24 protein-coding genes and 1 pseudogene are annotated in these 21,896 nt (G+C 74.4%); 18 read left to right on the top strand and 7 right to left on the bottom strand.

The window, feature by feature from the left end; genetic code table 11:
* Nucleotides 1-51 precede the first annotated feature (51 nt).
* The 12 genes from AC5WAM_RS05870 to AC5WAM_RS05815 all read left to right on the top strand — a co-directional run bounded on the left by AC5WAM_RS05870 (nucleotide 52) and on the right by AC5WAM_RS05815 (nucleotide 10,905).
* Nucleotides 52-813, top strand: coding sequence for a PIG-L deacetylase family protein (locus tag AC5WAM_RS05870; protein ID WP_495521838.1), 762 nt, complete (start codon nucleotides 52-54; stop codon nucleotides 811-813).
* A 76-nt stretch (nucleotides 814-889) separates the two neighbouring features.
* Nucleotides 890-1,516, top strand: coding sequence for a helix-turn-helix domain-containing protein (locus tag AC5WAM_RS05865; protein WP_495521837.1), 627 nt, complete (start codon nucleotides 890-892; stop codon nucleotides 1,514-1,516).
* A gap of 75 nt (nucleotides 1,517-1,591) precedes the next feature.
* Nucleotides 1,592-2,569, top strand: a complete 978-nt coding sequence (locus AC5WAM_RS05860) for an NADPH:quinone oxidoreductase family protein (protein ID WP_495521836.1) — start codon at nucleotides 1,592-1,594, stop codon at nucleotides 2,567-2,569.
* Between the two features lie 14 nt (nucleotides 2,570-2,583).
* On the top strand, nucleotides 2,584-3,765 hold the full coding sequence (locus AC5WAM_RS05855) for an acyl-CoA dehydrogenase family protein (protein ID WP_495523510.1): 1,182 nt from the start codon (nucleotides 2,584-2,586) through the stop codon (nucleotides 3,763-3,765).
* Nucleotides 3,762-4,859 carry an acyl-CoA dehydrogenase family protein gene (locus AC5WAM_RS05850; protein ID WP_495521835.1) on the top strand — a complete coding sequence of 366 codons (1,098 nt, stop codon included), beginning with the start codon at nucleotides 3,762-3,764 and terminating at the stop codon, nucleotides 4,857-4,859. The genes AC5WAM_RS05855 and AC5WAM_RS05850 overlap by 4 nt, the downstream gene beginning before the upstream one ends.
* A 111-nt stretch (nucleotides 4,860-4,970) precedes the next feature.
* Nucleotides 4,971-6,566: an ABC transporter substrate-binding protein gene (locus tag AC5WAM_RS05845; protein ID WP_495521834.1), complete on the top strand. Its 1,596-nt coding sequence runs from the start codon at nucleotides 4,971-4,973 to the stop codon at nucleotides 6,564-6,566.
* Between the two features lie 62 nt (nucleotides 6,567-6,628).
* Entirely contained in the window at nucleotides 6,629-7,594 is a 966-nt protein-coding gene (locus AC5WAM_RS05840; protein ID WP_366789411.1) for an ABC transporter permease, read from the top strand.
* Nucleotides 7,587-8,468, top strand: coding sequence for an ABC transporter permease (locus tag AC5WAM_RS05835; protein ID WP_366789412.1), 882 nt, complete (start codon nucleotides 7,587-7,589; stop codon nucleotides 8,466-8,468). Before AC5WAM_RS05840 ends, AC5WAM_RS05835 begins: the two co-directional genes overlap by 8 nt.
* A gap of 89 nt (nucleotides 8,469-8,557) precedes the next feature.
* Nucleotides 8,558-9,469 carry an ABC transporter ATP-binding protein gene (locus AC5WAM_RS05830; RefSeq protein ID WP_495523509.1) on the top strand — a complete coding sequence of 304 codons (912 nt, stop codon included), beginning with the start codon at nucleotides 8,558-8,560 and terminating at the stop codon, nucleotides 9,467-9,469.
* Entirely contained in the window at nucleotides 9,462-10,130 is a 669-nt protein-coding gene (locus AC5WAM_RS05825) for an ABC transporter ATP-binding protein (RefSeq protein WP_495521833.1), read from the top strand. The genes AC5WAM_RS05830 and AC5WAM_RS05825 overlap by 8 nt, the downstream gene beginning before the upstream one ends.
* Before the next feature lie 123 nt (nucleotides 10,131-10,253).
* Nucleotides 10,254-10,619 (top strand): VOC family protein, encoded by a 366-nt coding sequence (locus AC5WAM_RS05820; RefSeq protein ID WP_495521832.1) that lies wholly within the window; start codon nucleotides 10,254-10,256, stop codon nucleotides 10,617-10,619.
* A 16-nt stretch (nucleotides 10,620-10,635) separates the two neighbouring features.
* The gene (locus AC5WAM_RS05815) at nucleotides 10,636-10,905 is read left to right on the top strand and encodes a DUF1905 domain-containing protein (RefSeq protein ID WP_366789572.1); all 270 of its coding nucleotides are present in this window, start codon (nucleotides 10,636-10,638) and stop codon (nucleotides 10,903-10,905) included.
* A gap of 154 nt (nucleotides 10,906-11,059) precedes the next feature.
* Here the strand turns inward: AC5WAM_RS05815 and AC5WAM_RS05810 are convergent, their stop codons facing one another.
* The 3 genes and pseudogenes from AC5WAM_RS05810 to AC5WAM_RS05800 form a co-directional block, all read right to left on the bottom strand.
* Complete coding sequence (locus AC5WAM_RS05810; RefSeq protein WP_495521831.1) at nucleotides 11,060-13,000, bottom strand: ABC transporter permease; 1,941 nt, start codon at nucleotides 12,998-13,000, stop codon at nucleotides 11,060-11,062.
* A gap of 28 nt (nucleotides 13,001-13,028) precedes the next feature.
* The gene (gene modA, locus AC5WAM_RS05805; RefSeq protein ID WP_495521830.1) at nucleotides 13,029-13,829 is read right to left on the bottom strand and encodes a molybdate ABC transporter substrate-binding protein; all 801 of its coding nucleotides are present in this window, start codon (nucleotides 13,827-13,829) and stop codon (nucleotides 13,029-13,031) included.
* A 115-nt stretch (nucleotides 13,830-13,944) separates the two neighbouring features.
* Nucleotides 13,945-14,169 (bottom strand): annotated as a pseudogene (locus AC5WAM_RS05800) (MerR family DNA-binding transcriptional regulator); the annotation flags it as partial.
* 395 nt (nucleotides 14,170-14,564) lie between these two features.
* Between AC5WAM_RS05800 and AC5WAM_RS05795 the strand changes: the two are divergent.
* The 3 genes from AC5WAM_RS05795 to AC5WAM_RS05785 all read left to right on the top strand — a co-directional run bounded on the left by AC5WAM_RS05795 (nucleotide 14,565) and on the right by AC5WAM_RS05785 (nucleotide 17,469).
* Nucleotides 14,565-15,455, top strand: coding sequence for a phosphatidylinositol-specific phospholipase C/glycerophosphodiester phosphodiesterase family protein (locus tag AC5WAM_RS05795; protein ID WP_495521829.1), 891 nt, complete (start codon nucleotides 14,565-14,567; stop codon nucleotides 15,453-15,455).
* A 127-nt stretch (nucleotides 15,456-15,582) separates the two neighbouring features.
* The gene (locus AC5WAM_RS05790; protein ID WP_366789419.1) at nucleotides 15,583-15,777 is read left to right on the top strand and encodes a hypothetical protein; all 195 of its coding nucleotides are present in this window, start codon (nucleotides 15,583-15,585) and stop codon (nucleotides 15,775-15,777) included.
* Nucleotides 15,778-15,873: 96 nt separating this feature from the next.
* The gene (locus AC5WAM_RS05785) at nucleotides 15,874-17,469 is read left to right on the top strand and encodes a hypothetical protein (protein ID WP_495521828.1); all 1,596 of its coding nucleotides are present in this window, start codon (nucleotides 15,874-15,876) and stop codon (nucleotides 17,467-17,469) included.
* A gap of 24 nt (nucleotides 17,470-17,493) precedes the next feature.
* Here AC5WAM_RS05785 and AC5WAM_RS05780 read toward each other — a convergent pair whose 3' ends face one another.
* The 4 genes from AC5WAM_RS05780 to AC5WAM_RS05765 all read right to left on the bottom strand — a co-directional run bounded on the left by AC5WAM_RS05780 (nucleotide 17,494) and on the right by AC5WAM_RS05765 (nucleotide 20,159).
* On the bottom strand, nucleotides 17,494-18,714 hold the full coding sequence (locus tag AC5WAM_RS05780; protein ID WP_495523508.1) for a phosphodiester glycosidase family protein: 1,221 nt from the start codon (nucleotides 18,712-18,714) through the stop codon (nucleotides 17,494-17,496).
* Nucleotides 18,715-18,830: 116 nt separating this feature from the next.
* Nucleotides 18,831-19,187: a DUF779 domain-containing protein gene (locus AC5WAM_RS05775; protein ID WP_366789423.1), complete on the bottom strand. Its 357-nt coding sequence runs from the start codon at nucleotides 19,185-19,187 to the stop codon at nucleotides 18,831-18,833.
* A gap of 159 nt (nucleotides 19,188-19,346) precedes the next feature.
* On the bottom strand, nucleotides 19,347-19,742 hold the full coding sequence (locus AC5WAM_RS05770; protein WP_495521827.1) for a DUF6479 family protein: 396 nt from the start codon (nucleotides 19,740-19,742) through the stop codon (nucleotides 19,347-19,349).
* Nucleotides 19,743-19,784: 42 nt separating this feature from the next.
* Nucleotides 19,785-20,159 carry a VOC family protein gene (locus AC5WAM_RS05765; RefSeq protein WP_495521826.1) on the bottom strand — a complete coding sequence of 125 codons (375 nt, stop codon included), beginning with the start codon at nucleotides 20,157-20,159 and terminating at the stop codon, nucleotides 19,785-19,787.
* Nucleotides 20,160-20,524: 365 nt separating this feature from the next.
* Between AC5WAM_RS05765 and AC5WAM_RS05760 the strand changes: the two genes are divergently transcribed.
* From AC5WAM_RS05760 to crcB, 3 genes are all read left to right on the top strand, one after another.
* A complete protein-coding gene (locus tag AC5WAM_RS05760) occupies nucleotides 20,525-20,788 on the top strand; it encodes a GlsB/YeaQ/YmgE family stress response membrane protein (RefSeq protein WP_495521825.1) in 264 nt (87 codons plus the stop codon).
* Nucleotides 20,789-21,000: 212 nt separating this feature from the next.
* On the top strand, nucleotides 21,001-21,489 hold the full coding sequence (locus tag AC5WAM_RS05755; RefSeq protein WP_495521824.1) for a fluoride efflux transporter FluC: 489 nt from the start codon (nucleotides 21,001-21,003) through the stop codon (nucleotides 21,487-21,489).
* Entirely contained in the window at nucleotides 21,486-21,860 is a 375-nt protein-coding gene (gene crcB, locus AC5WAM_RS05750) for a fluoride efflux transporter CrcB (RefSeq protein ID WP_366789427.1), read from the top strand. The genes AC5WAM_RS05755 and crcB overlap by 4 nt, the downstream gene beginning before the upstream one ends.
* Nucleotides 21,861-21,896 lie beyond the last annotated feature (36 nt).

Genomic DNA, 21,896 nt, shown 5'->3' with positions numbered 1-21,896 from the left:
CCGCGTACCCGCGGGCGAACGACGGCACGGCACAGCGCTTAGGCTGCGCGCATGACCGAGCCGCAGAACACCAGCACGACAGCGCCCGAACAACTGGCCCCCCTGCCCGAGGACTGGCAGCGGGCCCTCGCCGTCGTCGCCCACCCGGACGACCTGGAGTACGGCTGCGCGGGCGCCGTGGCCTCCTGGACCGACGCGGGCCGCGAGGTGGCGTACCTCCTCGCGACCCGCGGCGAGGCGGGCATCGACACCCTGGCGCCCGCGGAGGCCGGCCCGGTGCGCGAGCGGGAGCAGCGCGCGAGCGCGGCCGTCGTCGGCGTGGACACCGTCGAGTTCCTCGACCACAAGGACGGCGTGATCGAGTACGGCACGGCGCTGCGCCGCGACATCGCCGCCGCGATCCGCAGGCACCGGCCCGAGCTGGTCGTCACGCTCAACTACCAGGACACGTGGGGCGGCGTCGCCTGGAACACCCCGGACCACGTCGCCGTCGGCCGCGCCACCCTGGACGCGGTGGCCGACGCGGGCAACCGCTGGATCTTCCCGGAGCTGACCGAGCAGGGCCTGGAGCCGTGGAACGGGGTGCGCTGGGTCGCCGTGGCCGGGACGGACCGGCCCACGCACGCGGTCGACGCGCGGCCGGGCCTGGAGCGCTCCGTCCGCTCCCTGCTCGAACACCGCGCCTATCTGGAGGCCCTTACCGACGAGGACCCGGAGAAGTACTGCCGGTCGTTCCTCGGCGGCATCGCCGAACAGCTCGCGCCGCGCTTCGGCGGGATCCCCGCGGTGGCGTTCCAGGTCTTCGGCCGCTGACGCCTTCGGGCGGGGGCCGATGACGCGGGGATGATGCGGGTTTGACAGCACGCGTTGCCGATTCTGCAATGGGCGCATGGCACGCGAAGAGAGTCACACCCCCGAGGGGGACGACGGCGCGACCGACCCGGTCCTCACCGCCGTCGGCCCCCGCCTCCGCAAGATCCGCAAGGAGCGCGGCGCCACGCTCGCCGGGCTCTCCGCCGCCACCGGCATCTCCGTCAGCACCCTCTCCCGCCTCGAGTCGGGCGGGCGCAAGCCGAGCCTGGAACTGCTCCTGCCCATCGCCCGCGCCCACCAGGTGCCCCTGGACGAGCTGGTCGGCGCCCCGCCCGTCGGCGACCCCCGGGTGCGCGCCAAGCCGATCGTCCGCCACGGCCGCACGATGGTGCCGCTGACCCGCCAGCCCGGCGGACTCCAGGCGTACAAGGTCATCGAGCCCCAGCGCGCGGCCGAGCCCGAGCCGCGGACGCACGAGGGCTACGAGTGGCTGTACGTCCTGTCCGGGCGGCTGCGCCTGGTCCTCGGCGAGCACGACGTGGTGCTGACCGCGGGGGAGGCCGCCGAGTTCGACACCCGGGTGCCGCACTGGTTCGGCTCCACCGGTGAGGGACCCGCCGAGTTCCTGAGCCTGTTCGGGCCGCAGGGCGAGCGCATGCACGTGCGGGCCCAGCCCAAGAAGCGGTCCGCGGCGGCGGGCTGACCCTGTTCCCTTGGGGCAAGCGACCGCTTAGTATGCGCGGGAGCACGGTCCACCGACGCCCCGTGGAGGCCTCGCATGCACGCATGGCACGTACCCCGCAACGGCGAGCCGGGCGAGGTGATGCGGCTCGAAGAGACGGCCACGCCGGTGCCCGGCGACGGTCAGGTGCTGATCGAGGTCCGCGCCGCGAACGTCAACTTCCCGGACGCGCTGCTCTGCCGCGGCGAGTACCAGATCACCCCGCCGCTGCCGTTCACGCCCGGCGTGGAGGTCTGCGGCACGACGCCGGACGGGCGGCGCGTCATCGCCAACCCCGCGCTGCCGCACGGCGGCTTCGCCCAGTACGCCGTCGCGGACGCCGCGGCGCTGCTGCCCGCCCCGGACGCCCTCGACGACGCCGAGGCCGCGGCCCTGCACATCGGCTACCAGACGGGCTGGTTCGGGCTGCACCGGCGGGCCCGGCTCCAGGCGGGCGAGACGCTCCTGGTGCACGCGGCCGCGGGCGGCGTCGGCAGCGCGGCCGTGCAGCTCGGCAAGGCGGCGGGCGCGCGCGTCATCGGTGTCGTCGGCGGCGCCGAGAAGGCCCGGGTCGCCCGTGAACTCGGCTGCGACGTGGTCGTGGACCGGCACGCGGACGACGTCGTCGCGGCCGTGAAGGACGCCACCGGCGGGCGCGGCGCCGACGTGGCCTACGACCCCGTGGGCGGCGCCGCGTACACCCAGTCCGCCAAGTGCCTGGCCTTCGAGGGCCGCCTCCTGGTCGTCGGCTTCGCCAGCGGCACCATCCCGGCGCCCGCCCTGAACCACGCCCTGGTGAAGAACTACTCGATCGTCGGCCTGCACTGGGGTCTTTACGCCACGAAGGACCCGCGGGCCGTCCTCGACTGCCACGAACAGCTGACCGCGCTCGCCGCCAAGGGCGCGGTCAAACCGCTGGTGAGCGAGCGGGTGCCGCTGGCCGGCGCGGCGGCGGCCGTGCAGCGCGTCGCCGACGGGGCCACCACCGGGCGCGTCGTCGTGCTGCCCGGGCTCGCGGACGGAGCGGCCGCGTGACCGCCGCGACGGACGTGCCCGGCGCCGTCGAACTGCGGCACCGCACGCGGGAGTTCCTCGCCGCCCACCCGCCGGGCACGACGGAGCGCGCCGCGTTCCTGAAGGCCCGCTTCGACGCCGGGCTCGCCTGGGTGCACTACCCCGAGGGCCTCGGCGGCCTCGGCGCGCCCCGCCCGCTGCAGAGCGTCGTGGACGCCGAGCTGGAGGCCGCGGGCGCCCCCGACAACGACCCGCGCCGCATCGGCATCGGCCTCGGCATGGCGGCGCCGACGATCCTCGGCTTCGGCACCGAGGAGCAGAAGCGCCGCTTCCTCAGGCCCCTGTGGGTCGGCGACGAGGTGTGGTGCCAGCTGTTCAGCGAGCCCGGCGCGGGCTCCGACCTCGCGGCGCTCGGCACCCGCGCGGTGCGCGAGGGCGACACCTGGGTGGTGAACGGGCAGAAGGTGTGGACCTCCAGCGCGCACCTCGCCCGCTGGGCCATCCTCATCGCCCGCACCGACCCGGACGTGCCCAAGCACCGCGGCATCACGTACTTCGTGTGCGACATGACCGACCCGGGCGTCGAGGTGCGGCCGCTGCGGCAGATCACCGGCGAGGCCGAGTTCAACGAGGTCTTCCTCACCGACGTCCGCATCCCCGACGGCCACCGGCTCGGCGCGGTCGGCGACGGCTGGCGGGTCGCGCAGACCACGCTCATGAACGAGCGCGTGTCCATCGGCGGCACGCGCCTGCCGCGCGAGGGCGGCATGATCGAGCCCCTCGCCCGGACCTGGCGCGAGCGCCCCGAGCTGCGCACCCACGACCTGCACCAGCGCCTGCTCACCCTCTGGGTGGAGGCCGAGGTCGCCCGGCTCACCGGCGAACGCCTGCGCCAGCAGCTCGCGGCGGGCCAGCCGGGCCCCGAGGGCTCCGCCGCCAAGCTCGGCTTCGCCCGCCTCAACCAGGCCATCAGCGGCCTGGAGGTCGAACTCCTCGGCCAGGAAGGGCTGCTGTACGACGACTGGACGATGCGGCGGCCCGAGGGGGTCGACTTCTTCGGGCGCGGGGCGGGCTACCGCTATCTGCGCGCCAAGGGCAACAGCATCGAGGGCGGCACGAGCGAGGTCCTGCTGAACATCGTCGCCGAGCGCGTCCTCGGCCTGCCGCCGGAACCGCGCACCGACAAGGACGTCGCCTGGAAGGACCTGACCCGATGACCCCGCCGAGCCATCTGCTCCACACGGAGGAAGAGGAGGCGGTCCGCGCCGCCGTGCGCGCCCTCCTCACCGACCGCTGCGACCCGGCCACCGTCCTCGCCCGCACCGATGCGGACGCCCCGTACGACCGCGAGCTGTGGAAGGCCCTCACCGAGGGCATGGGCCTGGCCGGACTCCTGGTGCCCGAGGACCGGGGCGGCCAGGGCGCCACGCACCGTGAGGCCGCCGTGGTCCTGGAGGAGCTCGGCCGCGCGGTGGCCCCGGTGCCGTATCTGACGAGCGCCGTCATCGCCACCGAGGCGCTGCTCGTCTGCGGCGGGGCGGCCGCCGACCTGCTCGCCGCGCTCGCTTCGGGCCGTACGGTGGGCGCGCTCGCCGTGCCGTTCGCCACCGCCCCCGGGGACGCGTACCCGCTCGTGCGGTACGCGGACGGCGTCGTGCGCGGCGAGGTGACCGGCGTCGCGGACGCGGGCGCCGCCGACGTGCTGCTCGTTCCGTCCGACGGCGGCCTGTGCGCCGTCGACACCGACCGGGGCGGCGTCACCGTCACCCCGCTGACCTCGCTGGACCGCACCCGCCCGCTCGCCACGGTCACCTTCGACGCGGCCCCGGCGCGCCCGCTCGCCCCCGACGCGGCGCCGCCGGTGGCCCTCGGTCTGCGCGCCGGGGCGGGGCTGCTCGCCTCGGAGCAGCTCGGCCTCGCCGAGTGGTGCCTGGCGCAGACCGTGCGGCACGCGAAGGAGCGCCATCAGTTCAACCGCCCCGTCGGCTCCTTCCAGGCCCTCAAGCACCGCCTCGCCCAGGTCTGGCTCGACGTGGTGAACCTGCGCGCCGCCGCCCGCAACGCCGCCGACGCCCTGGCCACCGGCAGCGACGAGCCGGACCTCGCGACGGCCCTCGCGCAGGCCTTCGCGTCCCCCGTCGCCGTGCGCGCCGCCGAGGAGGCACTACAGCTGCACGGCGGCATCGGCATGACCTGGGAACACCCCGTCCACCTCGCCCTCAAGCGCGCCAAGGCCGACTCCCTGGCCCTCGGCACGGCGGGACGGCACAAGGAGGCCCTGGCCGGACTTGTCGCCCTGCCACCGCCCTGACCTGCGCGTAGTCCGAAAGCCGTAGGGGACCCGTGCCTTACACACCCATTACTTGAGGCATAATTGCGAGCTGTTCGCAATAAGGATTGATCTTCGGTAGGGGTGTGGAGCATGAGGGCCCGATCCATACGGACCACGGGCGCGGTCGCGGCGACCGCCGCACTGGCGGTCGCCGCCTCGGCCTGTTCGTCGCCGGACGACGGCAAGGGCTCGGGCGGCGCCAAGGACTCCGCCGTCGTCGGCATCGCGTACGAGCCCGAGACGCTCAGCCCGCTCCTCGGCTACGGCAAGGACGGCAACTCCAAGATCTTCGACGGTCTGCTCACGCACGACGCCGACATGAAGCTGCGGCCCGCGCTCGCCGCGAAGCTCCCGAAGGTCAGCGACGACGGCAAGACCTACACCTTCACGCTGCGCGAAGGCGTCAAGTTCAGCGACGGCAAGCCCTTCTCGGCCAAGGACGTCGTCTTCACGTACGAGACGATCCTCGACAAGAAGACGAACAACGCCTCCAAGACCGAGCTCGACGCCCTCAAGAGCGTCGAGGCCAAGGGCGACGACGCCGTCGTCTTCCACCTCAAGTACCCCTACGCGCCGTTCGCCGAGCGCACGGTCCTGCCCATCGCCCCCGAGCACATCGCGGGCAAGCAGGACGTCAACAAGGGCGACTTCTCCACCGAGCCCGTCGGTACCGGCCCCTACGAGCTGGTGAAGTGGTCCAAGGGCGAGAAGCTCGTCTTCAAGGCCAACCCCGGCTACTGGGGCGGCGCGCCGAAGATCAAGAACTTCACGATGGCGATCATCAAGGACGACGACGTGCGCGCCACCCGGCTGCGCACCGGCGACCTCGACGGCGCCATCCTGCCGCCGAACCTCGCCGAGACCTTCGCCTCCGACGGCGCCAAGAAGACGTACGCCGCCAAGACCTTCGACTACCGCGTCGTGACCCTGCCGACCGGCAACAAGGTCGCGGGCGACACGGCCGTGCGGCGCGCCCTCGACATCGGCGTGGACCGCAAGGCCATGGTCGACTCCATCCTCGAAGGCGCGGGCAAGGAGGCCTACGGCCCCGTCCCGACGGACAGCCCCTGGTTCACCAAGGGCACCGAGCGGAAGTTCGACGCCGCCAAGGCCAAGAAGATCCTCGACGCGGCGGGCTGGAAGCCCGGCAAGGGCGGCATCCGCGAGAAGGACGGCGTCCAGGCGTCGTTCCCGCTCTGGTACCTCACCGGCGACAAGCTCCGCCAGGACCACGCCCTCGCCTACGCCTCCGACGCCAAGAAGCTCGGCATCAAGGTCGAGGTGCAGTCCGGCACCTGGGAGGTCATCGAGCCCCGCATGGCCAAGGACGCGGTCCTCGCGGGCGGCGGCTCCCCGGCCGACCCGGACTTCGACCAGTACACGCTCCTGAAGTCCTCGCTCGCCGGTGACGGCTTCAACAACATGGCGCACTACGACAACGCCACCGTCGACAAGGCCCTGGAGGACGCCCGCAAGAGCGGCGACCGGGACAAGCGCGCAGCCGCGTACGACACCATCCAGCGGGAGCTGGTGAAGAACCCCGGCTACACCTTCCTCACGCACATCGACCACCTGTACGTGGTGAACAAGTCCTTCGGCGACCTCACCACCCAGGTCGAGCCGCACGACCACGGCCTGGCCTCCGGCCCGTGGTGGAACGTCGAGGACTGGCAGCCGAAGAAGTGACCTCCGCGCCCGACAAGCGGCGCGACCGGGGGACCCGGACCCGCCGGGTCCCCTGGGGGCCCATGGCACGGCTCGCCGCCCGGCGAGCCGTGTTCGCCGTCCCGGTCCTGCTCGTCGTGACCTTCGGCGTCTTCGCCGTCGCCGAGGCCTCGCCCTTCGACCCCGTCAAGGCGTACGCGGGCACGGCCGGACTCACCGCGTCCCAGGAGAACCTCGACCAGCTGCGCGCCAACCTCGGCGTCGACAAGCCGCTGGTGAGCCGCTGGTGGGACTGGCTCACCTCGGCACTGACGGGCGACCTCGGCGACTCCAGCACGCTGCGCCAGCCCGTCGCCGACGCCATCGGCGAGCGCATCGGCTGGTCGGTGCTGCTCGCCGCCACCGCCTTCCTCCTCGCGATCCTGCTCGGCTCGGCCCTCGGCGTCCTCGCCGCGCGCCGCCCCGGCGGCTGGCTCGACCGGGGCATCACCTCGCTCGCCTACACCCTGGAAGCCGCCCCGCCGTTCTGGCTCGGCCTCCTCGTGATGTGGCTGTTCGCCCTCAAGCTGGACGTGCTCCCCGCGGGCGGGCTCACCGACACCGCCCGTACGACGGTGACGTTCGACCAGGTCACCAGCCATCTGATCCTGCCCGCCGCCGTCCTCGCGATCTCCCAGCTGCCGTGGTTCGTCCTGTACGTGCGGCAGAGCGTCGGCGACGCGCTCGCCGACGACCCCGTGCGCGGTGCCCGCGCCCGCGGCCTCGCCGAACGCACCGTCCTGCTGAAGCACGCCTTCCGCTCGGGCATGCTGCCGGTGCTCACCCTCGTCGGCTCCCGCGTGCCCGAACTCATCACCGGCGCCCTGCTCGTGGAGACCGTCTTCAGCTGGCCCGGCATCGCCGCGGCCACCGTGGGCGCCGCCACCTCCGTGGACTTCCCGCTGCTCGCCGCGCTCACCGCGCTCGCGACGGCCGCCGTCCTGCTCGGCAACCTCCTCGCGGACCTGCTGTACGGGCTCGCCGACCCCAGGGTGGGATTCGATGGCTGAGACCACCTGGCGCCCGGCCTCCGCGCGCGCCGCGCGCACCTCGGCCACGGCCACGCGCGCGTGGCGGGTGTGGGGCTCCGCCGCGATCGTCGCGGCCGTCGTGCTCGCCGTCCTGATCGTGCCGCCGGTCGTCGACCTCGACGAGCAGGCCGTGCACCTCGCGGACAAGCTCCTGCCGCCCTCCCTCGCCCACCCCTTCGGCACCGACGACGTGGGCCGCGACCTGCTGGTGCGCTGTGTGTACGGGCTGCGCGTGTCGCTGCTCGTCGGCGTCGTCGCCGCCGTGGTGGCCACCGTCGTCGGCACCGCGGTGGGCGCGCTCGCCGCCGCCTGCGGCGGCTGGGTGGACCGGATCGTGATGCGCGTCGTCGACGTCTTCGCCTCGGTCCCGCACCTGCTGCTCGGCATTTTCGTCGTCGCGATGTTCCGTCCCGGCGTCTGGCCCGTGGTGATCTCCGTGGGGCTCACGCACTGGCTGTCCACCGCCCGCATCGTGCGCGCCGAGGTCCTGTCGCTGCGCTCGCGCCCCTATGTCGACGCGGCGATCTCCGGCGGCGCCTCGCGGTGGCGCGTGACCGTGCGCCACCTGCTGCCCGGGGTCCTGCCGCAGGCCGGGCTCGCCGCCGTCCTGATGGTGCCGCACGCCATCTGGCACGAGTCCGCGCTCTCCTTCCTCGGCCTCGGCCTGCCCACGCACCAGGCGAGCCTCGGCACGCTCGTGCAGGGCGCCCGCAGCTCGCTGCTCGCGGGCGACTGGTGGCCCACGCTCTTCCCCGGCCTGTTCATCATCGTGCCCACCCTGGCGATCGCGGGCCTCGCGGGTGCCTGGCGCGAGCGGATCAACCCGCGCCGCCGATCGGAGCTGATGCTGTGACCGCGCCCGGCCCCGCCCAGGGTCCCGTCCTGTCCGGCCCCGCCCAGGGTCCCGTCCTGTCCGTCCGCGGCCTGTCCGTGCGCTTCCGCATGCGCGGCGGCGGTCACGTGGCCGCCGTCACCGACGCCCGCTTCGACCTCGCGCCGGGCGAATGCCTCGCCCTGGTCGGAGAGAGCGGCTGCGGCAAGTCCGTGCTCGCCTCCGCCCTGCTCGGCCTCCTGCCGGGCAACGCCGAGACCGCGGGGTCCGCGCTGCTCGGCGGCCTCGACCTGCTCACCGCCGACGAGCGCACCCTGGCCCGCACCGTGCGCGGCCGGCGCGTGGGCCTCGTCCCGCAGAGCCCCGCCGCGCACCTCACGCCCGTACGCACCGTGCGCTCCCAGCTGGAGGAGACCCTGCGGGAGCTCACGGGGGTGCGCCGCCCCGCGCTGCGCGCGGCCGCGGAGACGGCGGCCGAGCGCGCCTCCTTCCCCGTCGGCCACCTCGACCGCTACCCGCACCAGCTCTCCGGCGGCCTCGCCCAGCGCGCCGCCACCGCGCTCGCCCTGATCGGCGACGCGCCGCTGCTGCTGGCCGACGAGCCCACCACGGGCCTGGACCGCGACCTCGTCGACCGCACCGTCGACGAACTGCGCCGCCACGTCGGCGACGACCGCGCGCTGCTCCTGATCACCCACGACCTGGCCGCCGCCCGGCGCATCGCCGACCGCGTCGCCGTCATGTACGCGAGCCGCGTCGTCGAGATCGCCGACGCCGAGGCGTTCTTCGGCGAGCCCGGACCGCGTCACCCGTACGCGCGCGGCCTCCTGGAGGCCCTGCCCGAGCGGGAGTTCACCCCGATCCCCGGCATGCCGCCCGAGCTGTCCGCGCTCCCGGAGGGCTGCGCCTTCGCGGCCCGTTGCGCGCGGGCCGACGAGAGCTGCGCGACCCGGCCCGCGCTCACGGCGGGCGTCGCCTGCCACCACCCGGTCACCGCCGCGCTGGAGGCCCCCCGTGCTTGAACTGCGCTCCCTGACCGCCGGATACGACCGCCGCGACCCCGTCGTACGGGACGTCAGCCTCACTCTCGCGCCCGGCGAGTCCGTGGGCCTGCTCGGCCCCAGCGGCTGCGGCAAGTCGACGCTCGCCCGGGTCGCGGCCCTGCTGCACCGGCCGGACGCGGGCCGGGTCGTCATCGACGGCGAGGCGGCGCGCGGCTGGCGCCACCGGGCCCCGCGCGCCCAGCGCACCGCGTTCGGCGTGGTCTTCCAGCAGCCCCGGCTCTCCGCCGATCCGCGCCTGACCCTCACCCAGCTGATCGCGGAGCCCCTCCGGGCCACCGGCCGCGCCGCCGGGGCCGCCGACCGCGTGGCGGATCTCGCCCGCACCGTCGGCCTGGGCGCCGACCTGCTCGGCCGCCGCCCGCACGAGGTCAGCGACGGCCAGCTCCAGCGGGCCTGTCTGGCCCGCGCCCTGGTCCTGCGGCCCCGCTGGCTGATCTGCGACGAGATGACGGCGATGCTCGACGCGTCCACGACGGCCGCCCTGGTCGCCGCCGTGGAGGAGTACCGGGCCGACGCCGGGGCCGGGCTGCTGGCCGTGGGGCACGACAAGGTGCTCCTGGAGCGGTGGTGCGACCGGACGGTGCACTGGGACGAGCTGACCGGCGGGTCGGCGCCCTAGTGCCGCATCAGGCGACGTTCGGGCTGCCGACGAGCCCTGTTCAGTCTCCTCTCGTGGCCGACGATGAGTTTCCCCGCTTGCCTCCGTCTCACCTTGTGCATACCAAGGAAGCGGAGGCATGGGATGAGCAGGACCACTCACATCACACAGGTGGCCACGGTCGGGATGCGCGTCACCGACCAGCAGAAGGCAATCGAGTTCTACGTCGATGAGCTCGGCTTCGAAGTGCGCCGGGACGTCCCCTTCGGCGACGGGCGCTGGATCGAGGTGGCGCCGCCCGGGGCGGCGACGACTGTCGCGCTCGTTCCCGAAGGGATCCCGGCCGGGATCCGTCTGACGACCCGGGACGCCGACGCCGATCACGCGGACCTGCGCGCACGCGGCGTCGATGCGGATGCGGAGGTCCTGCGGACGGGGCCCGCGGCGCCGCCCATGTTCGCTGTGCGTGACCCGGACGGAAACGACCTCATCCTCGTCGAAGGCTCCTGAACAGGTGGTATCCGTGATGGACAAGCAGTTCACCGCAACCCTGCGGAAGAGTCCGGACAAGGGCGGCTGGACCTACGTCGTGTGGCCCGAGTCGGCCGCGTTCTTCGGCACCCGCGGCCTGGTGAAGGTCCGGGGCACGATCGACGGCCATCCGTTCCGGAGTTCGTTCATGGCCCTGGGGGACGGGACGCACAAGCTGCCGGTGAAGGCGGAGGTGCGCAAGGCGATCGGCAAGGAGGAAGGGGACACCGTGACCGTCCACCTGCAAGAGCGACTCAACGCCTGACATCAGGAACGATCACTCCGTACCGGGCCCTCCCCGACGCTGCGAGGCGGGCCCATCCGGATGCCGGTTGTTCGCGTCGGGCCACCACGGAGACGCGGGCAACCTCACCCACGAGCCTCCCGACGAGCCGGACCCCGTGCCCCCATCCCGCGCCTCAGACCGTGACCAGCGTGACCTCGGTCGCCTTCACGCTCGTGTAGACCGGGGTGCCGTCGGCGAGGCCCAGCTCGGCCGCCGCCTGCGGGGTGATCTCGGCGACGAGGTCCGGTGCCTTCTCGGCGGTGACCAGGACCCGCAGCCTGCTGCCGACCGCGGTGATCTCCCGGACCGTGCCGTGCCAGACGTTGCGCGGGCTGCCCTCGGGGTGCTCCAGGTGCAACGACACCGCCTCGGGCGGAATGACCGCGAGGGCCCGCGCGCCTTCGCCGAGCGGATCGGCGGCCACCAGGCGCCCGCCGTCGGCGAGCAGCAGCGTGCCGTCCCCGGTGCCCGTCCCGGCCAGGGCGTTGCTCCCCAGCATGCGGGCCACCCAGGGGGAGCGGGGGCGCCGGGTGACCTCGGCGGGCGAGGCATCCTGGAGGGCCCGCCCGTCCTCCAGGACCAGGACCCGGTCGGCCAGCGAGACGGCCTCGACCGGATCGTGGGTGACGAGCAGACAGACCCCGCCGAAGCCCGCCAGATGCGTGCGCAAGGTGTGGCGGACGTGCGCCCGCGTCGTCTGGTCCAGCGCGGCCAGCGGCTCGTCGAGCAGCAGCAGCCGCGGGTGCGGCGCCAGGGCCCGGGCGAGGGCGACGCGCTGGGCCTGGCCGCCGGAGAGCTGCGCGGGCCTGCGGTGCGCGAGGTGCCCGACGCCGAGCCGGTCGAGCCAGAGCCGCGCCCTGCGGCGGGCCTCGGCGCGCGGCACCCCTTGGGCGCGCAGGCCGTAGGCGGTGTTGGACAGGGCGCTCAGGTGCGGGAAGAGCGCGCCGTCCTGGGGCACCCAGGCGACGCCGCGCCGGTGCGGCGCCAGCGCGGTGACGTCCGTCGCGCCGAGGCGCAGCCGGGCGTGGGCGCGGGGGGTGAGCCCGAGCAGGGCACGCAGGAGTGTGGTCTTGCCCGCCCCGTTCGGCCCGACGACGGCGATGGTGGTGCCGGGCTCGGCCGTCAGCGTGAGCTCGGTGAAGCCGGTGACGTCCGCGTGCAGGGGCCAGCGCTCCGGCGCCGCCTCGGCCACGCCGGACCCGGTCGCTTCCGGCCCGTTTGTGGGCTCGTCGGCCGGGGGCGCGGAGTGGCCGCGGGGGCGCGCCGCGCGGTCGGTCGTCCCGCCCGTCCAGCGCCCGCGCAGCGCGACGAGGACGGCCATGGCGATCATGAGCAGCAGCAGCGACACGGAGGTCGCGGCCTCGGGCTGGTCCTGGAGGAGCAGATACACCTGGAGCGGCAGGGTCTGCGTGGTGCCCGGCAGGTTCCCCGCGAAGGTGATGGTCGCGCCGAACTCGCCGAGCGCCCGCGCCCAGGTGAGCGCGGCCCCGGCGGCGAGCCCGGGCGCGACCATCGGCAGCGTGACGGTGAAGAACACCCGCACCGGCGAGGCGCCCAGGGAGCCCGCGGTCTCTTCGTACGACAGGCGCATGCCCGCGAGGGTGCCTTCGAGGCTGATGATCAGGAACGGCATGGCCACGAAGGTGGCGGCCACGACGGCCCCCGACGTGTGGAACGGCAGGACGATCCCGAAGGTGTCCTCCAGCCACGGCCCGAGCAGGCCGCGCCGCCCGAAGCCGAGCAGCAGCGCGACCCCGCCGACGGTGGGCGGAAGCACCATGGGCAGCAGCACGAGCGAGCGCACCAGCGCCTTGCCGGGGAAGGCCACGCGGGCGAGCAGCCAGGCCAGCGGCACCCCGAGGACCAGGGACAGGCCGAGCGCCCAGAAGGACACGTACAGCGAGAGCTTGAGCGCCTCGGTCACTCCGGGGCTCGTCAGATGCGTCCCGAGGTCGCCCCACGCGGTCCTGCTGAGGATGCCGACGAGCGGGAGCAGCAGGAACGCGACGGCGAGGAGCGCGGGCACGGCCAGAGTGAGCGGCGGGCGCGCACCGGCTCCGCGGCGTGGTCTCATCGGGGATTCCCAGGTCGGTGCGCGGGGGCTACGGCTTCTGGAAGCCCGCGTCCCGCAGGATCTTCTGTGCCTCGGCGGAGTTCAGCCACTTCACGAACGCGGCCGCGGCGGCGGAGTGCTCGGACGTCTTGAGGGTAGCGGCCGGGTACGCGGCGATCGCGTTCTGGCCGTCGGGGATGTCGACGCCCTCCGCCTTGCCGTCCGCGGCCTGGACGTCCGTCTTGTAGACGAGACCGGCGTCGGCCTCGCCGAGCTCGACCTTGGACAGGACGGCGCGGACGTTGGGCTCCTGGGAGACCGGCTTCACGTCGACCTTCTGCCGGTCCAGGATCTGCTCGCTGTAGCGGCCGACCGGGACCTCGGGCGCGGCGAGGACCACCTTCAGATCCTTGTCGGCGAGGTCCTTGAGCTGCTCGACCTTCTTCGGGTTGCCCTTGCCGGTGGCGATGACCAGGCGGTTCTTGGCGATCACGGTCGGCTTGCCGGTGTCGGACCCGAGCGCGTCCATCGTCTTGGTGTCGGCGGTGACCAGCGCGTCGGCCGGAGCGCCCTGGCGGACCTTGGCGGCCAGCTCCTGGGAGCCCTCGAAGGAGAAGGTGATCTTCGTGCCCGGGTGCGCGTCCTCGTAGGCGGCGCCCGCGGTCTTGAACACGTCGGTGAGGGAGGCGGCGGCGAGGACGGTGAGGTCGGCCTGCTGCCGGGTGCCGCCGTCCTTCTTGCCGCCCTCGTCCTTCGTGTCGTCGTCGCTGCCGCACGCCGTCAGCGGCAGGAGCAGGGCGGCGGTGACGAGCGCGGCGGCGGCACGCCGCTTGGTGATCGCGGTGTTCATGCGGGGGAACTCCTCTTGCTGCGGACGGCGCGGGGCCGCCCGGGAGAACGGAACGACGCGGTGACCGGGGACGGGCGGTGCCGCTGGGGACGGAGGGTCAGACGCGGCCGACGTGCACGCCGGTCGACTGCACACGGGCGGTGGCCCGCATGCGGAGCTCCTCACCGATGCCGCCTTGGGCGACCTCGGGGGAGGAGGCGGCCGGGCCCCGGCCCTCGATGAGGCGGCGCCCGCTCCGGTCGCGGTGGGCCGCGACCCGGCCGGCGTCCGCCCAGCGGTGCGCGGTGTCGGGGCCGACGCCGGGCAGACGCGCGGCCTGGCCGGTGGTGTAGGACTGCATGTGCGACAAGATAGCTGCCTTCATCTTGCATTTACAGACATTGGGGCGATTTCACATGGCAGATGCCAGGCGGCTGGAGGAAGACCCAAAGCGGCCGTCCGGCCTCGTCGCGCCCCGGCCCCTGAGGCGCCGGATCGTCGCGGCCGGGGCGGGCCGCCGTCGGCTCGGCGCACCGCCGACGCGCCGCGCGCACCCGAAGGCGGCGCCCGGCCGCCGGTCGAGGAGTGCGGGGTGGGGCCGCGCACGCGGTGAACTGAAGGCGTCGATCACGCCAACTCCCAGGCCAGAAGGGTTCTTCGGGGCAGCCGGAGGCCATACTCACTGCGGCCGGAGGCCACACTCGCTGAGGCTCCGGCCGATTCCCGTCCCCACTCCGCCCTTTCGGGAGGTACCCCATGGCCCTCGTCACCCGTCGCAGAGCCCTGACCACCCTCGGCGCGGCCGTCGCGACGGCCGTCGCCGCGCCCGGAGTCGCCCACGCGGCCGACCCCGCACCGGGCACCCGCCCGCTCGCGCGCGGCCACCACCCCCGCACGCGCCCCCTCGCGCAGGCCCACGCGCACAACGACTACGAGCACGCCCGGCCCCTCCTGGACGCCCTCGACCACCGCTTCACCAGCGTCGAGGCCGACATCTTCCTCGTCGGCGGCCAGCTCCTCGTCGCCCACGACCCGGCGGACCTCGACCCGAGCCGCACCCTGGAGTCGCTGTACCTGGAGCCCCTCGCCGCCCGCGTCCGCGCCCACCACGGCTCCGTGTACCGCCACTGGCACGGCCAGTTCCAGCTCCTGATCGACATCAAGACCGAGGGCGCGTCGACGTACCGGGAGCTGGACCGCCATCTGCGGCGCTACCGGCGCCTGTTCACCACGTACGCGCACGGCAAGGTCCGCCGCTCCGCGGTCACCGCCGTGGTCTCCGGCGACCGCGCGGCCCGCCCGGTGATGGAGGCGCAGCCGGTGCGCCGCGCCTTCTACGACGGCCGCCTCGCCGACCTCGGCGGCCCGGCGCCCGCCTCCTTCGCGCCGCTCATCAGCGACAACTGGTCCCTGAACTTCACCTGGAACGGCGTCGGCCCGATCCCGCCCGCCGAGCGCGCCAAGCTGCGGGGCATCGTCGCCACCGCCCACAAGCGCGGGCAGCGCGTCCGCTTCTGGGCCACGCCCGACCTGCCGGGCCCGGCCCGCGACGCGGTCTGGACCGAACTCCTCGACGCCGGCGTCGACCACCTCAACACCGACGACCTCGCGGGCCTCCAGACGTTCCTCGACGCCCGCCGCGGGTAACGGCCCTCACGGCCAGGCCCCCGCACACCACTCGTCCGGCGGACACGCCGCTCACCCGGACAAACCCTCCGCTACGCCACACTTGCCGCCGAAAGCCACGGTGCCGGCGTGGCGGAGGAGGTCCGTGATGTTCCTTTCGATCTCGGTGGGGCTGCTGCTCCTGATCATCGCGGTGGTGCTGCTGCGCAGCGGGGGCATGAAGGCCTCGCACGCCGTGGTCTGCGGTCTGCTCGGCTTCTACCTCGCGGGCACGAGCGTGGCGCCGACCATCCACGACGGCCTGACGGCCACGGCCGACATCGTCAGCGGCATCCGGCCGTGACCGCGCCGGAGCCCGGGGCCGAGTGATCGTTGCGGCCCCGTGAACAACTCCCGCACGCGCATGGACACTTCACGGGGCCGGTCCTAGCGTCGGCGCATGCCTCGTCTGACCCGTACGCTCCGACCCCGTGTGCTCGTGGGCCGCGTCCTCGCCCTGGCCCTCGGGGCCACGGCCCTGACCGTGCCCGCCGCGCACGCGGACGAGATCCCCAAGGCCCCGGGGCACCGGCTCGTCGCCCCGTACGTCGGGGCGCCCGCCACCGCCGCGCCCGTCCCCGGCGACCCGCCGCCCCAGCACCCCCACCTCGCCCCGAACGGGCGCAGCGGCATGCACGCCGACGCGGCGGGCAGCGGAACGTACCCGTGGAACGGCCCGTTCGGCCGCGCGCCCGAGGTCAGCAGCGAGAAGATGGCCGCGCTCGGCGGCGAGTGCGCCACCGTCACCTTCGACCGCGACGGCCGGATCGTCACCGTGTGCGGCACCTTCTCCGGCTTCCTGGTCAAGCTGCTCGACCCGCGCACGCTGCGGACGCTCGCCGAGTACGAGCTGCCGCAGCGCCCCTCCACCGTCGAGGCGATCACGCGCCTCGACTTCTCCCGGATCTTCAAGGACACCTCCGGCGGCGCGTACTCCTACCTCGACGACGAGGACCGGCTCGTGCTCGCCGACTCGCGCCAGCACGTCGTACGGCTCGCGCACGAACGCACCGCCGACGGCGGGTGGCGCTTCGTCGTCGACAAGGACTGGGACCTCACGGCGCACGTCCCGCACGACTGCGTGAGCTGGACGAACCTCCACCCCACCGGCGAGTGCGACCCGGTCACCTCCGTGCTGCCCGACTGGGACGGGCGCATCTGGTGGGTGACCCGGCAGGGCCGCGTCGGCACCGTCGACCCGAAGATCGGCGCCATACGATCGACGAGGCTGCGCGGCGAGGAGATCCAGAACTCGTTCTCGGTCGCCGAGGACGGCGTGTCGATCGTCTCCGACCACGCCCTGTACGGCTTCGAGGCCGCCGCCGACGGCACGCCGAAGGTCACCTGGCGCCGTACCTACGACCGCGGCACGGGCACCAAACCCGGCTCCGTGAACCAGGGTTCGGGCACCACCCCCGACCTGTTCGGCACGGCGGAGAAGTACGTCGCCATCACCGACAACGCCGACGACCGCATGCACGTCCTCGTCTACCGGCGCGGCGCCGACGTCCCCGAGGACCGCCGCCTGGTCTGCGCGGTCCCCGTCTTCGGGTCCGGCGCGTCCACCACCGACAACTCGCTGATCAGCTACGGCAACAGCCTCGTCGTCGAGAACAACTACGGCTACGAGAACATCACCTCGCTCACCCTCGGCCGCAGCGTCGTCGGCGGCGTCACCCGCGTCGACGTCCGCGCTGACGGCAGCGGCTGCGACACGGTGTGGCAGAGCCAGGAGCGCTCCCCGTCCACCGTGCCGAAGCTGTCCACCACCAACGGACTGCTCTACCTCTACACCAAGGACCCCCACCCCCTGGGCGTCGACGCCTGGTACCTGACGGCCGTCGACTTCCGCACCGGCCAGACCCGTTGGAAGCGGCTCGCCGGGACCGGCGTCGGATACGACAACAACTGGGCACCCGTGACGCTCGGGCCCGACGGCACCGCGTACGTGGGTGTCTTCAACGGCCTGGTGGCCGTGCGGGACGCGGGGGAGTGAGGAGGCTCCCGGGAGGGTGGCCCACTAGGGGCGGGAGAAGACCCCGATGCCGTTGGGCACCGGGCGCTCCGCGCCGCCGCTCGGATGGTTGCGCACGGAGACGGCGGGTGCGCCCGGCTCCCGGGCGGCCAGCGTGCTGGAGCCGCCGCCGTCGAGGCTGAAGCCGTCCTCGGCACCCAACTCCCGCAAGGACGAGGCCACTTCGGCGATCGTCAGGCCGCCGCGGAACTCGGGCGCGCCGTCGAGCGCCAGCAGGAACAGACGGCGGCCCCCCTCGTCGATCCCGGCGGCCGTGCGCACGGCGGACGTCCGGTCGTCGAGGCCCGGCAGCGGCGCCCCGTCACGCAGCAGCGGATAGCCGCCGATGGCGAAGCGGTACGGGGTCTCCGTCGCCGACGGCACGAGCCGGTGACGCACGTGCACCGGATCGCCGATCGCCAGCTTGCGCAGCTGCTGCGCGCCCGCCTCCCGGCCCACGAGCACCGTGGTCCCCGGAGCGATGGCGCCCCGGCCCGGTGTGTCGGCCACGGCGGCGACCCGCCCGCCGCGCACCGTCACCTCGTAGGTGTCCGTGCTGCACGGCGCGCCCCGGTCGGCGTCGGTGCCGCAGGTCGCCCGCACGCGCGAGGTGACGCCCCAGTCGCTGGTGAACGCGCCCACCGAACCCGCCGGCAGCGCGTACTGGTTGAGCCCGCCGAGCGGAAGCCGCGCCTCGCCGGTGCGCACGCTGCCGTCGAGCGTCAGGCGGTCCAGGCGGGCCCTGCGGTCGACGCCCACGCCGATGACGTCCTCGGTGGTGGTGCCGGGCGGCAGGGCCGGGCCGAAGCGCTGGCCGTTCGGGACGGCGGCCTTGAGGGTGCGCCCGGCGGCGACGGCGGGACCGACGGGCGCACCGGTCGCCTCGACGCCGGGGTGCTGCGTCTCGGTGATGTTGAAGAAGTCACCGTTGACGCCGGCGACCGCGCCCGCCCGGTCGGCCAGCGCGGACACGGGCTGCCGGGCGCCGACCGCGCCCGGGTACAGCAGCCCGACGCGGACGTCCGGGTGGCGCAGGTCCACGTCGAGGACGTGCGCGTGCGCGGTGCCGCGCGGCGTCGGGATGTCGTAGTCCCGGTACTCCACGCCCGGCGCGATCTCGGTGACCGCGGGCGCGGCCCCCGGAACACCACTGGCCGGTGCCGCCCCGAGGAGGGCGGCACCGGCCAGGGTGCCGAGGGTCGTGAGCGCGGCGAACGCGCCGCGCACCGCTCTGAAGCGTCTGCTGCCTTGCCCGCGTCGTGTCACGGATCCCCCTCGGGTCGGCTGGGCCGTCCAACTGTCCCAGCAGTGAGGGGAGTCCACCAGACGGCGACGGAGCAGGTCTAGGCGCCCACGAGCCGCGAACGGATGAGGAAGCGGACGCCCTCGGGGGCCTCCAGCGAGAAGCCGCTGCCGCGCCCCTCGACGACGTCGACGATGAGACGGGTGTGACTCCACACCTCGTACTGGCTCTTGGACATCCAGAACCGTACCGGCTCCGCCACGCCGTCCACGGCCAGCGACGCGAGCAGCACGTCGGAGTCACCCGTGCGGAACTCCCCCTCCGGGTAGCACATGGGCGCGCTGCCGTCGCAGCAGCCGCCGGACTGGTGGAACATCAGCGGTCCGTGGGCCGACCGCAGCCGCCGCAGCAGATCGGCGGCCGCGGGGGTCAGCTCCACGCGCGGGGTGTCGGCCATGGCCGGTCGGCCTCCTCCGGGTCGCGGGTCACCGGGCCGCGGCGGCCCGGCCGGGCCAGTCAACACCGCCGGAGGTTGCGAGGAGGTTGCAGCCGGGGCCCCGCCCGTTGCAGCCGGGGCCCCGCCCCGCCCCCTGCTCCACTGCCCGCCCCACCGGCCCTACGTCCGGCCGGGGCCGCCGCTGCCGAAGGCGCCGCTGGAGCCGGGGGTCCAGCGCCTGGGTTCCTGGTCGTCGCTCGGCTTGCTGCCGACCGTGCCCCCGCCCTTGAGCTGGTGGGGCGTCAGGCTCCCGCCGTCCTGCGGGACCTCGTCGGGTTCGCGGCGCTCCCGGACCTCGCGGACCGGACCGTCGTCCGGAAGGCGGGGCTGCTCCTCGGGGCGCGGCCGGTCCGGCTCCCTCCTGCGCACCCGGATGCCGAGCCAGACCGCCCACGTCAGCGCGGCGACGATGAGCAGGCCGAGCCCGAAGGCCAGGAAGGCGCTCGCGGAGGGCGAGGCCGCGAGCGGGGAGCCGCCCGGAGCGGCCAGTGCGATCGGTGCGTTCTGCGTCGTCATGCGCGCCGGGTACCCGGGAACGCGCCGCGTACCCGGAACGCGTCAGCGGGTGCGCAGCGCGAACGTGTGCCCGGCCGGGTCGGAGTAGAGCCGCACCTCGCGCGCGCCGTCGCGCTGGGTGTCCACCGGCCGGGCGCCGCCCGTGATGGCCGCGCGCTCGGCCGCGTCCATCTCGCCCTCGGCGACGAGCAGTTCCAGATGGGTCTGGTGGGCGTCGTCCGGCCGAGGCCAGCTCGGCGGCGTGAAGCCGGTGTCGCGCCGGAAGCCCATGCGCGTACCGGACGCCCCGGTGGTCTCGAACCGGTCGGCCTGGGGGTTGTACGTCACGTCCTCGCCCAGGAGACCGGCGTAGAACTCGGCCAGTTGCTCCGGTTCGCCGCTGTCGAGCACAAGGATCGCCGTTTCCACTGTGGCCATGGTGCCCCTCGTTTCGCGGTGGATGGTCGGTGGGCGGCGGATCCGGGTTTGCCGGTGGCCCGCCGGGGGACTCGCAGCCCCGGCTGGGAAGCCACGGGGAGTGAGGAACCTTGGGCGCGGGGTACGGGCCCCCGCCCAAGGCTCCCGAGGCCCCGGCGGGCTTCCGCCGGGAGGCCGTCCGCCGCACGGCCCGCACCACTGCCCCACTCCGCGAACAGCCGGACCCGCAGGGTCGCGGGTGCCCTGACGGCCGGGGCGGAAACGTCCACGGCGGCGCCCGGCCGCCGAACGCCGCCACGACTGCCGGGCCCGTTCCAGGGAACCCGGAGACGCGGAACGGACTTCAGCCGAAGGAAAGCGGAGCTATGGAGATCTCAGGGCTCATCAGTGCGATCGTGATCGGCGCCGTCATCGGGATCCTGGGGCGGCTCGTCGTCCCCGGGCGGCAGCGCATCGGCGTTTTGTGGACCATCGTCGTCGGCATCATCGCGGCGCTCATCGGCACCGCCATCGCCTCGGGCCTGGACGTCGCCGACACCAAGGGCGTCGACTGGACGGAGTGGCTCATCCAGATCGGCCTCGCCGCGCTCGGCGTGGCGGCGCTCTCGCGGGTCAAGCTGCGGCGCTGACCGGCCCGGCACGCCCGCGGCCCCTGTGCGGCCGGGCCGCCCGGTGCCGACTATCCTGGGCGGCACGGCCGCCCCGTACGCGGGGCACGGCCGTACGGCGGTGGGGCCCGCCGTACCCCAACCGCGGTGACGGCGCCGACGACGGTCCCTGCTTGTGAGGACACGCGCCCGCACACTTCCGGGCGGCGCACGAGTGGGAGACGTACGACCGGATGACAGCACCGCGCGACCGGACCGCCGAGCCCGAACCCATCGACCCGGACCTCGACGTCCCGGCGCCCGCCGGGCACGCGGGACGGGCACCCGGCCAGGCACCCGTGCTCGCCGCGGTGGCGGCGGGCGGCGCGGCGGGCGCGGCGGCCCGCTACGGCGCGGGACTGCTGTGGCCCACCCCGGCGGACGCCTTCCCCTGGACCACGATGGTCGTGAACGCGCTCGGCTGCGCGGTGATCGGCGTGTTCCTGGTCCTGGTCACGGAGGCGTGGAGCGCCCACCGCCTGGTGCGGCCCTTCTTCGGCACGGGCGTCCTCGGCGGCTTCACCACGTTCTCCACGTACGCCGTCGACATCCAGCGGCTGCTCGGGGACGGCCACGCCCGGATCGCGCTCGCCTATCTGGCCGCCACCCCGGCGGTGGCGCTCGTGGCGGTGTGGACGGCCGCGACCACGACCCGCCGCGTGCTCTCCGGGAGGCCTCGATGAACTGGGTGCTCGTGCTCACCGGGGCCGCCGTCGGCGCGCCCCTGCGCTATCTGACGGACCGGGCCGTGCAGGGCCGCCACGACTCCGTCTTCCCCTGGGGCACCTTCACGGTCAACGTCGTGGGCTGTCTGGTGCTGGGCGTCCTCACCGGCGCCGTCACCTACGGCGCCGCCTCGCACTCCGCCCAGCTGCTCGTCGGCACCGGCCTGTGCGGGGCGCTGACCACGTACTCCACCTTCTCGTACGAGACGCTGCGCCTGGCCGAGACCGGTGCGCGCTTCCTGGCCGCGGCCAACGCGGCGGCCAGTGTCGCGGCGGGGCTCGGCGCCGCGGTCACCGGGGCGGCGGTGGCCCGGGCGGTCTGGGGCTGACGCGCGCGGGGCCGGGCGGGGCGCCCCCCTGTGAGC

Source organism: Streptomyces sp. JLYT201 (genome assembly GCF_059448825.1).
This window is presented reverse-complemented; position numbering and strand designations above follow the sequence as displayed.

What these genes read in the sequence shown, in the direction of transcription:
- AC5WAM_RS05870 (WP_495521838.1), top strand. Translation starts at nt 52, where the DNA reads ATGACCGAGCCGCAGAACACCAGCACGACAGCGCCCGAACAACTGGCC.
- AC5WAM_RS05865 (WP_495521837.1), top strand. Translation starts at nt 890, where the DNA reads ATGGCACGCGAAGAGAGTCACACCCCCGAGGGGGACGACGGCGCGACC.
- AC5WAM_RS05860 (WP_495521836.1), top strand. Translation starts at nt 1,592, where the DNA reads ATGCACGCATGGCACGTACCCCGCAACGGCGAGCCGGGCGAGGTGATG.
- AC5WAM_RS05850 (WP_495521835.1), top strand. Translation starts at nt 3,762, where the DNA reads ATGACCCCGCCGAGCCATCTGCTCCACACGGAGGAAGAGGAGGCGGTC.
- AC5WAM_RS05845 (WP_495521834.1), top strand. Translation starts at nt 4,971, where the DNA reads ATGAGGGCCCGATCCATACGGACCACGGGCGCGGTCGCGGCGACCGCC.
- AC5WAM_RS05840 (WP_366789411.1), top strand. Translation starts at nt 6,629, where the DNA reads ATGGCACGGCTCGCCGCCCGGCGAGCCGTGTTCGCCGTCCCGGTCCTG.
- AC5WAM_RS05835 (WP_366789412.1), top strand. Translation starts at nt 7,587, where the DNA reads ATGGCTGAGACCACCTGGCGCCCGGCCTCCGCGCGCGCCGCGCGCACC.
- AC5WAM_RS05830 (WP_495523509.1), top strand. Translation starts at nt 8,558, where the DNA reads ATGCGCGGCGGCGGTCACGTGGCCGCCGTCACCGACGCCCGCTTCGAC.
- AC5WAM_RS05820 (WP_495521832.1), top strand. Translation starts at nt 10,254, where the DNA reads ATGAGCAGGACCACTCACATCACACAGGTGGCCACGGTCGGGATGCGC.
- AC5WAM_RS05815 (WP_366789572.1), top strand. Translation starts at nt 10,636, where the DNA reads ATGGACAAGCAGTTCACCGCAACCCTGCGGAAGAGTCCGGACAAGGGC.
- AC5WAM_RS05810 (WP_495521831.1), bottom strand. Translation starts at nt 13,000, where the DNA reads ATGAGACCACGCCGCGGAGCCGGTGCGCGCCCGCCGCTCACTCTGGCC.
- modA (WP_495521830.1), bottom strand. Translation starts at nt 13,829, where the DNA reads ATGAACACCGCGATCACCAAGCGGCGTGCCGCCGCCGCGCTCGTCACC.
- AC5WAM_RS05795 (WP_495521829.1), top strand. Translation starts at nt 14,565, where the DNA reads ATGGCCCTCGTCACCCGTCGCAGAGCCCTGACCACCCTCGGCGCGGCC.
- AC5WAM_RS05790 (WP_366789419.1), top strand. Translation starts at nt 15,583, where the DNA reads ATGTTCCTTTCGATCTCGGTGGGGCTGCTGCTCCTGATCATCGCGGTG.
- AC5WAM_RS05785 (WP_495521828.1), top strand. Translation starts at nt 15,874, where the DNA reads ATGCCTCGTCTGACCCGTACGCTCCGACCCCGTGTGCTCGTGGGCCGC.
- AC5WAM_RS05775 (WP_366789423.1), bottom strand. Translation starts at nt 19,187, where the DNA reads ATGGCCGACACCCCGCGCGTGGAGCTGACCCCCGCGGCCGCCGATCTG.
- AC5WAM_RS05770 (WP_495521827.1), bottom strand. Translation starts at nt 19,742, where the DNA reads ATGACGACGCAGAACGCACCGATCGCACTGGCCGCTCCGGGCGGCTCC.
- AC5WAM_RS05765 (WP_495521826.1), bottom strand. Translation starts at nt 20,159, where the DNA reads ATGGCCACAGTGGAAACGGCGATCCTTGTGCTCGACAGCGGCGAACCG.
- AC5WAM_RS05760 (WP_495521825.1), top strand. Translation starts at nt 20,525, where the DNA reads ATGGAGATCTCAGGGCTCATCAGTGCGATCGTGATCGGCGCCGTCATC.
- AC5WAM_RS05755 (WP_495521824.1), top strand. Translation starts at nt 21,001, where the DNA reads ATGACAGCACCGCGCGACCGGACCGCCGAGCCCGAACCCATCGACCCG.
- crcB (WP_366789427.1), top strand. Translation starts at nt 21,486, where the DNA reads ATGAACTGGGTGCTCGTGCTCACCGGGGCCGCCGTCGGCGCGCCCCTG.